Raw genomic sequence first — 15,727 nt, 5'->3', positions numbered from 1 at the left:
TTCCCAGGGGGATGCAATTTGCAAGGAGGACGATATTCGTTTTCCACTATAGCCAGGATAGCGAACGGAATCGTTGGCGGGGGCGGCCCTGGACTGCGGGCTTGGGCGGACGATCGGGCGAGTGGGGTGGGGGTGTTGCATACGAGGCGATCGGGCGATCGACCGTTTTGGAAATCTGTCCCGCAAAATCACTAGTGAGATAGAAATGTTGGCTAGGCTGAAGACAGCCAGGCTTTTGATTCCCTGCATTCCAATGCCTTGGCCGTCCACTGCCGCTTTTCAATGATCGATCGCCCATGGGTTCCCGGACTGAGTTCAAAATCTTAGAACCTGGGTTCAGGGTCTGCGTTGAGCTGGCCAGTTTGGGCAAGTTTCCCCTGCGCTTACCCCCTGGCCAGCCGGACTCCGTAACCAGGGAGGATGGCCAGCGATCGCTGAAGACTTATTCGGGCCCCGTCGCCATGTTTCCTAATCGTTCTCCTCGTTTGGCTGCTCAGTTGCCCCCTGCCGGGCGATCGGGCCCTGCTGCTGCGCGTCGGTGGCGGGGACTTTGGGGCGGGGCGATCGCCCTGTGGTTGGGTTGGCCCGGCGTTGCGTTGGCCTATCTCCAGTCGATCGACCCGGTTCCCAGTCCCAGCCGCCCTGTGACACCCACGCCAACGCCAACGCGCCCACCGACTCCCACTCCCACCCTGACTCCCAGCCCAATTCCCACCCGTCCCCCGACTCCGACACCAACGCCAACGCGCCCTCCAACGCCGACCCCAACCCCAACCCGTCCCCCAACGCCAACGCCGACCCCAACCCGCACACCAACGCCGACCCCAACGCCAACGCGCCCGCCCGATCGCGCTGCTCCCTGCTTGAATGAGGGCGATCGCTACCGGGCCCGCATGTGCGAGCTACGGGCCTCAGACGAGCGCTGGATTGAAATTCACCTCAGCAATCAGCGGCTGATCGCCTGGGAAGGAAATAAACCCGTTTATGCGGTGATTGTTTCCACGGGCAAACCAGGCACACCCACTTGGCCAGGAATTTTCCGAATTCAGCGCAAATTGCCCGTCGATCGAATGCGTGGTGAAGATTACGACGTACCCAACGTGCCCCATGTGATGTACTACCACCGGGGCTATGCGATTCACGGGGCTTACTGGCATCAGCGTTTTGGCACACCGGTCAGCCACGGCTGCACCAACGTGGCCCCGGATCATGCGCGCTGGCTGTTCAACTGGGCCGATGTGGGCACCCCGATCGTGATTCGGCCCTAGGGATTGTCGTCAAATCACCTGGAACCCTTACTCCACCTCGGATTGATCGCGAGAGACAAGGGGCTTAGGGCGTGTCGTCAAATCGTCTGAAACCCTTATTCCACCGTTGTCAGATCGTGGGGGACAAGGGGCTTAAGCCCCTTGTTACAACGACTGGGACATGGAAAGTCAATCGTTTTCACCTGATCCTAGGAAATAATGACGACAGGCCCTAAGCCCCTTGCTACGACGATTGGGGTATGGAAAATCCACCATTTTGGTTTCAGCCCAGTCCATAACGATGGGGCCCAGGTCAATCAGTACCGATTCGCATCGTGCCTTCGCGGGCGATACCAACGGCGCGGCAGGTCAGTGCCGAATTTCGGGATAATGGGGATCGTTACGGTTCGTTACATCACCCTTCGACACCTCACGCGATCGCCCCATGCCCCGAGATCTACGCGGCTTCTTGAAGCTTTTGGATGAGCGCGGTCAACTGCGCCGAATTACGGTTCCCGTTGATCCCAACCTGGAAATCGCCGAAATTGCCAATCGGATGCTGGCGGCGGGCGGGCCGGCCCTGCTGTTTGAAAACGTCAAGGGCAGCAGCAGCCCCGTGGCCGTGAACCTGCTGGGCACGGTGGAGCGCACCTGCTGGGCCATGAATATGGAGTCGCCCGAGGAGCTGGAAACCCTGGGCCACAAGCTTTCCATGTTGCAGCAACCAAAGCCGCCCAAGAAAATTTCCCAGGCGATCGAGTTTGGCAAAGTGCTGTTTGATGTGTTGCGCGCCAAGCCGGACACCGACCTGTTTCCCGCTTGCCATCAGGTGGTGAAACGGGGTGATGAGGTGGATCTCAACGAAATCCCGATGATTCGCCCCTATCCCGACGATGCGGGCCATGTGGTCACCTTCGGGCTGGTGATTACGAAGGATTGCGAAACCAAGATCCCGAATGTGGGGGTTTACCGGCTGCAACGGCAATCGAACAACACGATGACCGTGCAGTGGCTGTCGGTGCGGGGCGGCGCGCGCCACCTGCGGAAGGCGGCGGAACGGGGCCAAAAACTGGAAGTGGCGATCGCCCTGGGTGCTGACCCGTTGTTGCTGATGGCGGCGGCCACACCGATCCCCGTGGACTTGTCTGAGTGGCTGTTTGCCGGTCTCTACGGCGGTTCCGGGGTGCATCTGACCAAGTGCAAAACCCTGGATTTGGAAGTGCCGGCCAACTGCGAAATGATTTTGGAAGGGACGATCGACCCCTCGGAAACGGCGATCGACGGCCCCTTTGGCGACCACATGGGCTACTACGGCCCGGCAGCTCCTGGCCCCCTGCTGCGGGTTCATGTCGTCACCCACCGCAAAGACCCGATTTATCTCACCACCTTCAGCGGCCGGCCGCCCAAGGAAGAGGCGATGATGGCGATCGCCCTCAACCGGATTTATACGCCGATTTTGCGGACGCAAGTGCCAGAAATCACGGACTTTTTCCTACCGATGGAAGGGTTGAGTTACAAGGCGGCGATTATCTCGATCGACAAAGCCTATCCGGGTCAAGCCCGCCGGGCCGCCTTGGCCTTTTGGAGCGCCCTGCCCCAGTTCACCTACACCAAATTTGTGGTCGTGGTGGACAAGTCCATTAATATTCGCGATCCGCGTCAGGTGATGTGGGCAATTTGCTCGAAAGTTGACCCCGATCGGGATGTGTTTATCCTGCCGGAAAATCCCCTAGATTCGTTGGATTTTGCCACCGAAAAATCGGGTCTTGGCAGTCGAATGGGCATCGATGCCACCGATAAGATCTACCCCGAAATCGATCGAGAATGGGGCAAGGTTTTGGAATCCGATCCAGAAGTGGCCGCCACGGTTGATCGGCGCTGGGCAGAGTACGGCTTGGCGGATATTAATCTGATGGAAGTGGATGCTAATTTGTTTGGTTACGACATTCGGAGGTAGGCGATCGTGGCGGTAATCCGGGGGCTGCATGTGGCGTTGAATGTGACCGATCTTGATCGCGCCGCTGACTTTTACGGGGGATTATTGGGGCTGGAATTGATCGATCGCCCCCTGAAATTTCCCGGGCTTTGGTATGCGATCGGGGATTGGCAAATTCACCTGATTGTTGCGCCCCAGGTGGTGAACACCATTCAGGACGATCGGTGGGGTCGCAATGCCCACTTGGCGATCGCGGTGGATGACCTAGAAACCCTGAAAGCTCAACTCACCAAAGCCGGTATTTCCTGGCAAGCCAGCGCCTCCGGCCGCGCCGCCATCTTCGCTCCCGATCCCGACGGCAATTTATTAGAATTCCAGCAATCCTAAACCCCTCTTGATCCATTGCCTATCACGCAACCCATCGTCTGGACTGAAACGTCATAGTACGCACATCTCTGACAATCAGCGCGGCTAAAATAGTGGACAGCCCTCGCAATCATGATCATCAGTGGAGCAGGAGTATGGCAACTGATGCAATCTCAATCCAGAAAATTTACGATCGTCTAACTATCACACCCGAACAGCTCAGAGATTTCTGCATTCGGTGGCAGATTGCTGAATTAGCTGTGTTCGGTTCAATTTTGCGAGATGATTTCCGCGATCGTGGAGATTGCATTAGCGACATTGATTTACTTTACAGCCTAGACCAGTCTTCCAGTCATAACCTTTTCGATATCATGCAGATGCGCGAAGAGCTAGAACATCTTTGCCACCGAAGAATTGACTTGATTAGCAAACAAGGAATTAAAAATAGTCGCAACTGGCTGCGCCGCCAGGAAATTTTAAATTCAGAGATTATTCTATATGTTCAGAAATAATGAATCCAGAGATGATCAATCTTTACTGGATATTGCCGACTCTATTCAGTTAATCATGGAATACATTCCTAACTGGGATGAGTTCCTAGAATCTATCAAAAATCAAGATGCTGTTATTCGTCGTCTGATTGTTATTGGCGAGGCGACCAAACGATTATCAATGACGTTTCGCAACGCTCACCCTGATGTTCCTTGGAAAGAGATGGCAGGTTTAAGAGATGTGATCGTCCATGATTATGATGGTATTGATTTTGAACGACTGAAGCCCATCATTGAGGTCAAGTTACCTGACGTTTTGCAACAGATTGAGCCATTACTACCAACGCCCCCTCAAAATTCATAGCCGATTAATGATCTACGTTAGTGTCCCAGTGATCGTCACTAATTCAGAGAGCAAATGACATGAAAACTGACACAATCTCAATTCAAGAAGTTTACAATCGCCTAACTATCACGCCCGAACAGCTCAAAGAGTTCTGCATTCGGTGGCAGATTGCTGAATTAGCCGTGTTCGGTTCAATTTTGCGAGACGATTTTCGTTTGAATGACGAAATTCCCAGTGATATTGACTTGTTGTTTTCTGATCAAGAAAATGCTCGAAAAAATCTAATCCTTCAAGTCAAGATGATGTTTGAGCTTGAGGAAATGCTGCATCGAAAAGTGGATCTAATCAGTAAAAAAGCAGTTTTAGATGATCCTAATGCTATTCGCCGTCAACATATCCTAGAGTCCGCAAAGGTTATCTATGTCGAGGGATAGGGAATCGGTATTCGATATTATTGATTCAATCAATAAAATCCTGACCTATACATCAGGAATGAAAATGGCTGACTTTATGGCCAACGATGAAAAGCAAGACGCGGTTCTCAGACGTATCCTAGTGATTGGTGAAGCAACAAAGCGGTTGTCATCTGAATTTTGTCAACGTTATCCAGAAATTCCTTGGAAAGAAATTGCAGGAGCTCGAGACATCATTGTTCACGACTATCATCGTGTTGACGCTGAAAGAATCTGGGATGTCGTGCAAAGTGACTTGCCGAATTTGCTGAATGTTTTGACTTCAGTAGATCAAAAGCTGCAATGAATAGACTGGTCTTAGGGGCTGTCATCAAACTCCCGAAACTCTGATCCTTGCGTTACGGGATCGTAGGGGGCAAGGGGCTTAAGCCCCTTGTCTAGGGTAGTTGAGCTGTGACAATTAGTCATTTCAGCTTCAACCAACTTCATTGGATGATACACCCTAAGATTTCAGACTATTCATACTTGGAAACTGGCATAAAAAATGGGCTGGCAATTGCCAGCCCGTATTCTACTCATGACTTTGAAGTTGGTAGACAAACTTAGGACTGACCCGGTAGCAAAAACCGAATCATCATATACAAAGAAGCCGCAACGAGTTGGGCTAGCATCACCGGAATTCCATACTTCAAAAAGCGGTGAAAGGAAATACTTTTGCCGTGTAATTCAGCAATTCCAGCCGCCACAATGTTAGAAGAAGCACCAACGAGGGTTCCATTTCCTCCCAGGGTTGCGCCATACATCATGGCGTAGAACAGGGGCAAAACTTGTGGCGGAAAGCTGCCGGAATAATCCTGCGCCAAAATTTCTGGCCCAGCCATCCCTACATTCACCACATATTCCTTGAGCAGGGGAACCATTGCCACGACTAAAGGAATATTGGGAACAACGCTGGACACCAAGCCCACAAAGAAAATGAGGGCGATCGAACCCAAGAAAATATTGGTTCCGAGGATGGCTGACAAGGCTCCTGACAAGAGACTGACCACACCGGTCTTTTGCAGACCACCGATCAGCACAAAAATGGACATGAAAAACAGCAATGTGCTCCAATCCACATCTCGCAAAATGTTGTTGACGGTGTCAATTTTGCTGTGATGAGCGAGCAGCAGGGCTAGGGCAGCACCGAGGAGGGCAACGGCGGCGGGAGAAACCGGAATGGGCAATGACTCACCAATCACAAAAAAGACCAACACAAGCAGCACGATCAGACCACCAAAGGCTAATGTGCGCGGATGATTAATTTTGGGGTGGGGCAGGTCATTCAAATTTTTCAGCTCTTTCTTCCAAGTGGTTCGGAACAAAATAGGAAGCAGCAAAATAATCACCCCGATCGCCATAGCTCCCCCTAGGCTGAGGCGAGTTAGGTATTCGGTGAAGGTTAAATTCACCGCGTCCCCAACAATGTAGGTGGCTGGATCACCCACAATGGTTAAAAGGCCAGCACTGTTAGCCACAAAAACCATCAGAATCAGAAGGGGCACGAAATCTACGCCCACTTCTTCTGCCAACGGGGGAATTAAAGGAGCCAACAACATGACTGTGGTGGCGTTTGGCAAAACAGCACAAATGGGCGTTGTGATGCCCACAATTCCTAACAGCAGATTTTTGCCTTTTCCTTGGGCTAAAATCACCATTTGGGTGGCTAAGTAGTCAAAAACTTTGGTGGGTTCAAAGGCTCGCACCAAAATCATCACCCCTAAGAATAGGGCGAGGGTTCCGTGGCTTTGGCTGATGTACCCGATCGCCTCTTTCAAGGTCATCACGTGGGCAAACACCAACACCAGTGCTCCCAAAAAGGCTGCAACCGTGAGGTGAATCCATTCCGTCATGATTACCACGATGACGGTGATGAAGACAATTCCAGCAATCCAAGCGTCTAGGTTTCCGATTTGCTCTAGCATGTTCGATTCTCCTTCCATTGGCTGACGAGGTTAGCTGACGGGCTAGGCTTGGAAGTAGCCTTCTTGCAGCACAAGATTCGCCCCAAAGTTTAGGCTGGTTCCCCCGCTCGATCGCCCTGCTTCAATTGAACTTAAAGACCAGAGCCGATCGATTAAGCGTTGACTACGAGATAGTGAAAGTTACAATTTGTCCATGTCATTTATCAATGACATAAACCGACTTAATCCAATCAAGTGTCTACTCAAAAAAATCCAACCTTGGTCTAATTGCCCTTCAGCTCAAAAACGCCTGCCTTAGAGGATGTTTAAAAAGTATTCTTTGGCACAGGCAAGCACCAATAGTCGTGGGGACAAGGGGCTTGAGCATCTTGTCTAAGTCGATCACTGGGGCGTACAGAGTAGCAATTTGGGCTTTTCAGACATCCTCTTAAGGTTGGCTAGCCATGACTGATGAATTTTCTTGACGGATTGCCAAAAAATTCCTTCATTTTGCTATTGATTTTGCAGTCACCAAAACCAATAGCTCTAGGCACGTCATTCTAGGCATGAAGGCAATGCATGAAGACTCAGGTGAAATCAGCCTAAAGACTTTGGGCAACTGATAGATTTTGATGAATTTCTTTTGAGTTGGCTCGATGGATTCAACCCTGTGTCATGGATCACAGGTTGTTTGGACAGACTGCCGTTTGACGCTAGCATGGATAACTTGGGTGGGTCAATCAAGGGGCGATCGCCTAGGATTTGGCTCTAGGTACAATTCCCAAGTTCCGGTACTGTGAATAAACGAGTCAAACTCACCGCAAATTGAGTCACCAAATCGCCGTTAGACCCTGAGCAATGGATATCAAAAATGGATTCGTCGGGACAGTTGGTAATACTCCGCTGATCCGGCTCAACAGCTTTAGTGAAGCAACCGGCTGCGAAATCCTGGGTAAAGCGGAATTTTTGAACCCTGGTGGGTCGGTTAAAGATCGGGCGGCCCTTTACATTATTGAAGATGCGGAACGGCGCGGGTTGTTGCAACCCGGTGGCACGGTGGTGGAAGGCACGGCGGGCAATACGGGCATTGGCTTGGCCCACATCTGCAACGCCAAGGGCTACAAGTGCCTGATCGTGATTCCAGATACCCAGTCCCAGGAAAAAATCGACCTGCTGCGGACGCTGGGGGCGGAGGTGAAGACTGTGCCCGCCGTGCCCTACCGCGATCCGAATAACTATGTGAAGCTGTCGGGTCGGCTAGCGGCGGAAATTCCGAACGCCATTTGGGCCAATCAGTTCGACAATTTGGCGAATCGCCAGTCCCACTACGAAACGACGGGGCCAGAAATTTGGGCTCAAACCGATGGCACGGTGGATGCTTGGGTGGCGGCCACGGGCACGGGCGGCACCTATGCCGGGGTCGCAATGTTCCTCAAGGAAAAAAATCCCCAGGCGCAAATGGTGCTGGCAGACCCGATGGGCAGTGCACTTTATAGCTATGCGAAAACCGGGGAGCTGACGATGGAAGGCAGCTCGATCACCGAAGGCATCGGCAATTCGCGGGTGACGGCAAATATGGAGGGCGTGCCGATCGATGATGCGATGCGGGTGACGGATCCGGAGGCGTTGGCGGTGCTGGCTCAGTTGATGAAGCAGGAGGGGCTGTTTATGGGTGGCTCCGTGGGCATCAATGTGGGGGCGGCGGTGAAGCTGGCGGAAAAACTGGGGCCGGGCCACACGATCGTCACGGTGCTGTGCGATGGCGGGTCGCGCTATCAGTCGCGGCTGTATAACGCGGAATGGTTGGCCAGCAAGGGGCTGGTGATGCCGGATTGATGCGGGTTAGATCTCTGAAGCCGGAGTCGATCGAACCGGAGGGCGCACGGCGGTGCGCCCCTACGGGGGATGGGGGCGATCGCGGGATCTAAGGGTGCGTACCCAGCGCGGTAGGATAGGGAGTCGCAATTTTTGTTGCTATCCGTTTGCTTCGTCCTGTCGCTCCATCCGCCGCCATGACCGTTACCGCTGGGAACTGGGCCGCCACTGCCGGTGAGGCTGAACTGCGCGATCGCCTGTTGGATTTGCTGTGCGATCGCGCCTATCGGGAAGGGGATTTCACCCTGTCTTCGGGCCAAAAAAGCACCTACTACATCAACTGCAAACCAGTGACGCTGCATCCCGAGGGGGCGCTGGCCCTGGGGCGGTTGCTGTTGGGGCAAGTGCCGATCGGGGCGGCGGCGGTGGCCGGGTTGACCCTGGGAGCGGATCCGTTGGTGTCGGCGGTGAGTGTGGTGTCGGCGCTGGAAAACCGCCCGATCGCTGCTCTGATTATCCGCAAGGAAGCCAAGGGTCACGGCACGATGGCCTACATCGAAGGGCCGGCCCTGGAGCCGGGTTCCGAGGTGGTGGTGCTCGAAGATGTGGTGACGACGGGTGGTTCGGCCCTGAAGGCGGTCGATCGCCTGCGGGAAGCGGGCTACCAGGTCGATCGGGTTTTGGCCGTGGTCGATCGGCAGCAGGGCGGCGCGGAACTCTACGCGCAACATGGTTTGGCCTTTGAGGCGCTGTTCTCGATCGCCGATGTGCAGGCCCACTACGCAGCGCGATCGGCTTAACCTTAACCGTCATTACATTGCCGCTTGGATCGATCGACCCATAGGGGCGCACCGCGTGCGCCCAGGCCTGTCCAAGTCGATCGAACCGGAGGGCGCAAGGCGTTGTGTCTCGCCCAAATCGATCGAACCGGAGGGCGCAAGGCGTTGCGCCCCTACGATGTCCAAAATTTATTGTCTTAAATCTGTTTTTGGGAGTTTGTAACCGTGACTGGAACCCGCCTGCAAAACCAAGTGGCTGTTGTGACCGGGGCTTCTCGGGGGATTGGCCGCGCCTCGGCCTTGGCGCTGGCCGCCGAAGGGGCCAAGGTGGTGGTGAACTATGCGGCTTCCAGCGGGGCTGCCGAAAGCTTGGTGGCGGAAATTGCCGGGAACGGGGGCGAGGCGATCGCCGTGAAAGCCGACATGTCCAAGCCCGACGAGGTGGACGCGCTGTTGCAAGCCACCTTGGATCAATGGGGCCGGGTCGATGTGTGGGTGAACAATGCCGGGATCACCCGCGACACGCTGTTGCTGCGGATGAAGCTGGAAGACTGGCAGGCGGTGATTGACCTGAACCTGACCGGCGTGTTTTTGGGCACGAAGGCGGTCAGCAAGGTGATGCTGAAGCAAAAGTCCGGCCGGATCATCAACATCGCTTCCGTGGCGGGGCAAATGGGCAACCCGGGCCAAGCCAACTACAGCGCGGCCAAAGCGGGCGTGATTGGCTTCACGAAGACGGTGGCGAAGGAACTGGCGGCGCGGGGGATTACGGTGAATGCGATCGCCCCGGGGTTCATTGCCACGGACATGACCGAAGGCCTGGACAGCGATGGCATCCTGAAGGCGATTCCGTTGGGTCGCTACGGCAAACCCGAGGAAATCGCGGGTACGGTGGCCTTTTTGGCGGCTGACCCGGCGGCGGCCTACATCACGGGCCAGACGATCAACGTCGATGGCGGCATGGTGATGGCCTAGGGGCGATCGCCTACCAGCCATTGCAGACAAGGGGCTTAAGCCCCTTGCCCCCCGACGACTGCGATTCAGCAGCTAACGAGTCGGGCAGTCAGCTTTGGAGCACCTATGGTCATGAGAGCCACGCGCTGGGCGATCGCCCCGGAAGATGCCGATCGCGCCGCTGAGATTGCAGCGGCCACGGGCCTGTCACCGTTGTTGGCCCAGGTGCTGATCAACCGGGGCATCGATACGCCGGAGCTGGCCGAGCTGTTTCTCGATCCGGATTTGGCGGAACTACCCAGCCCGATCGATGAGTTTCCCGACCTGGCCCCGGCGCTGGATCTGTTGGCGGAGGCGATCGAACGGGGCGATCGGCTCGGGATTTGCGGCGACTACGACGCGGACGGCATGACCAGCACCGCCCTGCTGATCCGCGCCTTTCGCCATTTGGGAGCCGATGTGACCGCCTCGATTCCCAGCCGGATGACCGATGGCTACGGGATTAACCAGCGGATTGTGGAGGAATTTCACCAAAATGGGATCCGCCTGATCCTGACGGTGGACAACGGGATCGCCGCCTACGAGCCGATCGCCCGGGCCCGAGAGCTGGGGCTAACCGTGATCCTCACCGATCACCACGACGTGCCGCCCCGGATTCCGCCCGCCAACGCGATCCTGAACCCGAAATTAATCGATCCGGCCTCGCCCTACGCCGGATTGGCTGGGGTCGGTGTGGCCTACGTGTTGGCCGTGGCGTTGGCCCAGCGGATGGGGCGATCGGCCCCGTGGAAATCCCTGTTGCAACTGTTCACCCTCGGGACGATCGCCGATCTTGCGCCCCTGACCGGCGTGAATCGGCGCTGGGTGAAGCGGGGCCTCAGTTTGCTGCCCTTTTCCACGGTTCCCGGCATCCGCGCCCTGCAACAGGTGGCGGGAATTAACGTGGCCGGCGATGGGCAACCGGACGGCAACGCCACCGCCAGCACCAGCAAAGGCCCCCTGAAACCAGAGGCGATCGGCTTTCGACTCGGGCCGCGGATCAACGCCGTCGGCCGCATCCATCAGCCGGACGTGGTGATCGACCTGCTGACCACCGATGACGACGGTGAGGCCCTGGAGCGGGCCATGCAGTGCGAGGAAATCAACCACAAGCGCCAGCAAATTTGTAACCAAATTGAGCAGGAAGCCCACGCCTGGTATCAAACCAGCGATTTGGATCTGAAGGCGGCGCGGGTGATGCTGGTGGTGCAACCGGATTGGCACCACGGGACGATCGGGATTGTCGCCTCGCGGTTGGTGGAACGCTACGGCGCGCCCGTGTTCATCGGCACTTACGAGGAGGACAACCCCGAGCAGGTGCGCGGTTCCGCCCGCAGCATCCCGGAATTCAACGTGTTTGAAGCCCTGGAATTTTGCAAAGACCTGCTGACCAAGCATGGCGGCCACCGGGCGGCGGGCGGTTTCTCGCTCCCGGCGGCCAATTTGCCCGCTTTTGAGGCCCGGTTGCGGGAATTCGCCCAAACCTGCCTTAAACCGGAGCATATTTGCCCGCTGGTGCAGCCCGATGTGCGGGCCAGCCTGAGCGAGCTGGATGGGGAACTGTACGAACAAATCGATATGCTGCACCCCTGCGGCATCGGCAACCCGGATCCGGTGTTTTGGTCGCCGGGATTGCAGGTTCTGGGCCAGCGGCAGTTGGGCCAAGATCGCAAGCACTTGCGGATCACGGTGTCCGATGGGACGGCCCAAATCGAGGCGATCGCCTGGCGCTGGGGCGATGCGTTTCCGTTGCCGCCCGTGGTGGATCTGGCCTATCAGCTCAAGGAAAACCACTGGAACGGCGCGGTGAATTTGGAATTGGACGTGGTGGCGATTCGGCCCGCTGTAGCTGGCAGTGCCCCGGTGCGATCGCCCGTCGCCGCCGATCGCGCCGCCACCTACGATTCAGCCAGCCTTGTAGACAAGGGGCTTAAGCCCCTTGCCCCCAATAGCCGCCAGCCCCTTGCCCCCAATAGCCGCCAGCCCCTTGCCCCCAGCACCCCCAAACGGGCTAGTTTTACCTTCCGCGATCGCCCCTACAATTGCGCCTGGGGCGATCGGGATGGCCAACCGGAACTCCGGATCCGCAACCCCGAGGGCAAAGTACTGGCCCTCGTCGATGGCGAATCCACCGGACTGCTCGGCCCCAGTCGGGAAACCGCCGAGCTGGTGGATCTGAATCATCCCTTCTTTCGATCGCTGATTGCCGCCGCTAAAGGGGCCCTAGCTGGGGCTGATCTCGCTAATTCAGGCCTAACTGGGGCCGAATGACCGACAGCACCCGATCGCCCCTTAACAATTCCTCCGCCGCGGCCGCCTGCATGGGTTTGGCAAACAAAAAGCCCTGGCCATAGTCACAGCCCAACTGTTCTAGACATTGCAACTGCTCCGGGGTTTCAATGCCCTCGGCCACCGTGTGAATGTTCAAACTGCGGGCTAAATTGACGATCGTCCGCACAATGGCGGCGCTGTCGTCTGAGTAGGGCAGATCCTTCACGAAGGAGCGATCGACCTTCAGGGCATTGATCGGGAACTGCTGCAATCGGCTGAGGGAAGAATAGCCCGTGCCGAAGTCATCAATGCAGGATTGCACCCCCAACGCTTTGAGCCGTGCCAGCTTATCCACCACCGAATCGACCCGCTCGGCGATCACACTTTCGGTCACCTCAATGCGCAAACAGGCCGGCGGCAAGCCCGTTTCCATCAGGGTTCGCTCAATCTGCTGCACCAAATTCGCTTGGGCAAACTGTCGCCCCGCAATGTTGACGCTAATGGAGAGGGGGAGATGGCTATGATCCCGATGCCAGCGCGATCGCCACTGTTGCAGTTGGGCGCAGGCCGCCGCCAACACCCATTCCCCCAAATGCACAATCAAATCCGTTTCTTCTGCGGCCGCCACCATCACGGACGGCGAGATCCAACCCTGTTGGGGGTGGTTCCAGCGCACCAGGGCCTCAAAGCCCACCAACCGTAGATCTTGAATGCGGACGATCGGTTGGAAATAAACCTCTAAACCGTTGTTGCTGAGGGCTTGGCGCAAATCGCTTTCAATTTGCAACTGCGTGAGGGTGCTGTGGTGCAACATTGGCTCAAAGACTTGGGAACAGGCCTTGCCGTTGGCCTTGGCGCGATACATGGCAATATCCGCATCACGCATGAGGTTTTGCCAGTTGGCGTAGGGCTGTTGGGTGGCGGGATCCTGGCTGAGGGCCACGCCAATGCTGGCGCTGGTGTAGAAGTCATGGCCATGGATATGAAAGGGCTGTTTCAGGTGTTCCTGCACCCGATCGGCCACCCAAAGGGCCTCCTCACTCGTGCCCACATCGTCCAAAATGACGGCAAACTCATCGCCCCCCAGCCGGGCCACGGTGTCGTTGCACCGCAGACAACTTTGCAGGCGGCGGCCAATTTGCACCAATAGTTCATCGCCCGCATGGTGTCCCAGACTGTCGTTGACCACTTTGAACCGATCGAGATCCACATACAACACCCCAAACATCCGATTGGCGTGGCGTTGGGATTGGCTGAGGCAAACTTTCAGCCGATCGACAAATAAGTTTCGATTGGGCAGCCCCGTCAAGGCATCGTAGAACGCGTTGTAGGTTAACTGTTCTTCCGCCTGCTTGCGGGCGCTGATGTCTTCAACCAAGGCCAGGGTGTAGGGTTGTGCGTCGCTCGCCGATTGCACCAGGGAAACGGTCACATTCACCCACTGGAGCTGACCATCCTTGCGCAGGTAGCGTTTTTCCAGAGAAAAGGAGGAAATATCGCCTCGCCACAGTCGCTGGGATTGTTTGAGGTTTTCGGCCAAGTCGCCGGGATAGGTCAAATCCTGGAAGGTTTGCTGCAACAGTTCTGCTTCCTCGTAGCCCAGGAGGTTGCAGAACCGTTGATTGACATGTAAATAGCGACCATTGGGATCAATTTGGCAAATCCCGATCGCTGCCTGTTCCACAATGGCCCGAAACCGTTCTTCGCTTTCTCGGAGGGCTGCTTCTGAGCGCTTACGTTTGTCAATGTCGGTAATGGATCCCACCATCCTTTGCACTTGTCCCCGACGATCCCACTGGGCTTGGCCCCGGGCCGAAATCCATTTGTATTGACCATCGCGACATCGCAACCGATATTCCATGGAATATTCGTCGGTTTTGCGGTTGACATAATCGTCAAAGCTCCGCAGAACCCGACCCAAATCATCGGGATGCACTCTGGAAATCCATTCCGCTCGACGGTTACCAATTTCATCGGCTTGATAGCCCAACATGGATTTCCAGCGGCTGGAGTAGACCACCTCATCGGACTTGGGGTTCCAATCCCAAATGCCGTCATTGTTGCCCTGGAGCACCAGTTGCCAACGGTCTTCGCTGGATTGTGCCCGATCGGCCAAGCGGGCGGGCAACTGCATCCAACGATGGATTTGCACACCGGCAATGATCGCCAAGCCACAGCCGGTTAACCAAGTCCAGAGCGATCGACGGGAGTACAGCACCCAACCATCCCGGGGCAGGGCCGCCAATTCCCAATGGCTGTTGCCCACTTGCAGGAACGATCGCACCGGTTGCTGGCGAGCCAAAATTAGTTCCCCAAATTGCCGCTCCAGTGCTTGGCCCCGCACCCACACGGCCAGATGCACCGACGATTGGCGATTGGCGCGCAAATCTTCCACCACTTGATTGACCTTGATCGCCACTTGCACCTGGATGGGGGGTTGACTCGAGGGGGTCAACTGGTGAATGGGCATGGTGGTGTTAATGAGCAGCAGAGGCCGGGGGCGATCGAACTGGAGACGGGGAAGACAAACGGGATTTAAATCCCAGGGTAAATCCGTGGCTAATGTCCAAGAGGGGGCCCGCGATCGACCCGCCGCGATCGGCTGGGGCGGACAATCGACTGAAGCGGGAACTCGGGGGCTAATTTCGGTGGGGGGCAACGGGGGGTAGCGGTATACAACCCGCGGCCCCTGCACCACCTGCACCGCTTGGATGGCCGGGTCATCGGCAATGATTGACCCGGCAAAGGCGTTGAATGCGGCGGTGTTGAGCCGCCCTTCGGTGGCAATGTAGGTGGCGAGGCTGTAGCCCAGCATGGCCCGCACCTTCAGGTTGCTTTGAATTTGGGTTTCCAGGGCCGTCAGTTCCGCCGAAATGCGCGATCGCCGATCGTATAAACGGCGATCGCGATCGGCCTGATCAAATAGCCAAGTGCCGGCCAAAATCGCAACAACAGTTCCGCTCGCAACGATCGTGGGTAGCCAAGGCATCTTCATAGACAAAACCAAATAAGCACAAAGCGACTGGGCCGCCGCGTGATTGTTGGGGCTTCGGGGTGGGTGGTGACCTCCCGACAGACAGTTGGCAGGTGAGCGATCAACTGGGCGATCGATGGCAATCAACGGAGA

The 15,727-nt window shown here is 56.2% G+C and carries 12 protein-coding genes, 1 pseudogene and 1 riboswitch; of the genes and pseudogenes, 11 read left to right on the top strand and 2 right to left on the bottom strand.

What is annotated here, in order from left to right; genetic code table 11:
• Window positions 1-902: 902 nt before the first annotated feature.
• The 7 genes and pseudogenes from AC2IAX_RS06535 to AC2IAX_RS06505 form a co-directional block, all read left to right on the top strand.
• Window positions 903-1,268: pseudogene (locus tag AC2IAX_RS06535) on the top strand (L,D-transpeptidase); the annotation flags it as partial.
• A 424-nt stretch (window positions 1,269-1,692) separates the two neighbouring features.
• Complete coding sequence (locus tag AC2IAX_RS06530) at window positions 1,693-3,204, top strand: UbiD family decarboxylase (protein ID WP_494389847.1); 1,512 nt, start codon at window positions 1,693-1,695, stop codon at window positions 3,202-3,204.
• Between the two features lie 6 nt (window positions 3,205-3,210).
• Window positions 3,211-3,570 (top strand): VOC family protein, encoded by a 360-nt coding sequence (locus AC2IAX_RS06525; RefSeq protein ID WP_494389846.1) that lies wholly within the window; start codon window positions 3,211-3,213, stop codon window positions 3,568-3,570.
• Between the two features lie 134 nt (window positions 3,571-3,704).
• Window positions 3,705-4,061 (top strand): nucleotidyltransferase family protein, encoded by a 357-nt coding sequence (locus tag AC2IAX_RS06520; RefSeq protein WP_494389845.1) that lies wholly within the window; start codon window positions 3,705-3,707, stop codon window positions 4,059-4,061.
• Complete coding sequence (locus AC2IAX_RS06515) at window positions 4,048-4,404, top strand: HepT-like ribonuclease domain-containing protein (protein WP_494389844.1); 357 nt, start codon at window positions 4,048-4,050, stop codon at window positions 4,402-4,404. The genes AC2IAX_RS06520 and AC2IAX_RS06515 overlap by 14 nt, the downstream gene beginning before the upstream one ends.
• A gap of 59 nt (window positions 4,405-4,463) precedes the next feature.
• Window positions 4,464-4,820 (top strand): nucleotidyltransferase family protein, encoded by a 357-nt coding sequence (locus AC2IAX_RS06510; protein WP_494389843.1) that lies wholly within the window; start codon window positions 4,464-4,466, stop codon window positions 4,818-4,820.
• Window positions 4,807-5,145 carry a HepT-like ribonuclease domain-containing protein gene (locus tag AC2IAX_RS06505; protein ID WP_494389842.1) on the top strand — a complete coding sequence of 113 codons (339 nt, stop codon included), beginning with the start codon at window positions 4,807-4,809 and terminating at the stop codon, window positions 5,143-5,145. Before AC2IAX_RS06510 ends, AC2IAX_RS06505 begins: the two co-directional genes overlap by 14 nt.
• Window positions 5,146-5,401: 256 nt before the next feature.
• Here the strand turns inward: AC2IAX_RS06505 and AC2IAX_RS06500 are convergent, their stop codons facing one another.
• On the bottom strand, window positions 5,402-6,763 hold the full coding sequence (locus tag AC2IAX_RS06500; RefSeq protein ID WP_494389841.1) for an ArsB/NhaD family transporter: 1,362 nt from the start codon (window positions 6,761-6,763) through the stop codon (window positions 5,402-5,404).
• 3 nt (window positions 6,764-6,766) lie between these two features.
• A riboswitch (cyclic di-AMP (ydaO/yuaA leader) is annotated at window positions 6,767-6,905 on the bottom strand.
• A 695-nt stretch (window positions 6,906-7,600) separates the two neighbouring features.
• Here AC2IAX_RS06500 and AC2IAX_RS06495 point away from each other — a divergent pair.
• The 4 genes from AC2IAX_RS06495 to recJ all read left to right on the top strand — a co-directional run bounded on the left by AC2IAX_RS06495 (window position 7,601) and on the right by recJ (window position 12,600).
• Window positions 7,601-8,578 carry a cysteine synthase A gene (locus tag AC2IAX_RS06495; RefSeq protein ID WP_494389840.1) on the top strand — a complete coding sequence of 326 codons (978 nt, stop codon included), beginning with the start codon at window positions 7,601-7,603 and terminating at the stop codon, window positions 8,576-8,578.
• Window positions 8,579-8,754: 176 nt separating this feature from the next.
• Entirely contained in the window at window positions 8,755-9,357 is a 603-nt protein-coding gene (pyrE, locus tag AC2IAX_RS06490; RefSeq protein ID WP_494389839.1) for an orotate phosphoribosyltransferase, read from the top strand.
• 204 nt (window positions 9,358-9,561) lie between these two features.
• Window positions 9,562-10,311, top strand: a complete 750-nt coding sequence (gene fabG, locus AC2IAX_RS06485; protein ID WP_494389838.1) for a 3-oxoacyl-[acyl-carrier-protein] reductase — start codon at window positions 9,562-9,564, stop codon at window positions 10,309-10,311.
• A gap of 105 nt (window positions 10,312-10,416) precedes the next feature.
• Window positions 10,417-12,600, top strand: coding sequence for a single-stranded-DNA-specific exonuclease RecJ (recJ, locus tag AC2IAX_RS06480; protein ID WP_494389837.1), 2,184 nt, complete (start codon window positions 10,417-10,419; stop codon window positions 12,598-12,600).
• Here the strand turns inward: recJ and AC2IAX_RS06475 are convergent.
• Complete coding sequence (locus tag AC2IAX_RS06475) at window positions 12,572-15,595, bottom strand: putative bifunctional diguanylate cyclase/phosphodiesterase (RefSeq protein WP_494389836.1); 3,024 nt, start codon at window positions 15,593-15,595, stop codon at window positions 12,572-12,574. The two genes, recJ and AC2IAX_RS06475, sit on opposite strands and share 29 nt — an antisense overlap.
• Between the last annotated feature and the right edge of the window lie 132 nt (window positions 15,596-15,727).

The sequence above is a fragment of the Limnothrix sp. HT2024 genome (assembly GCF_059138625.1).
This window is presented reverse-complemented; position numbering and strand designations above follow the sequence as displayed.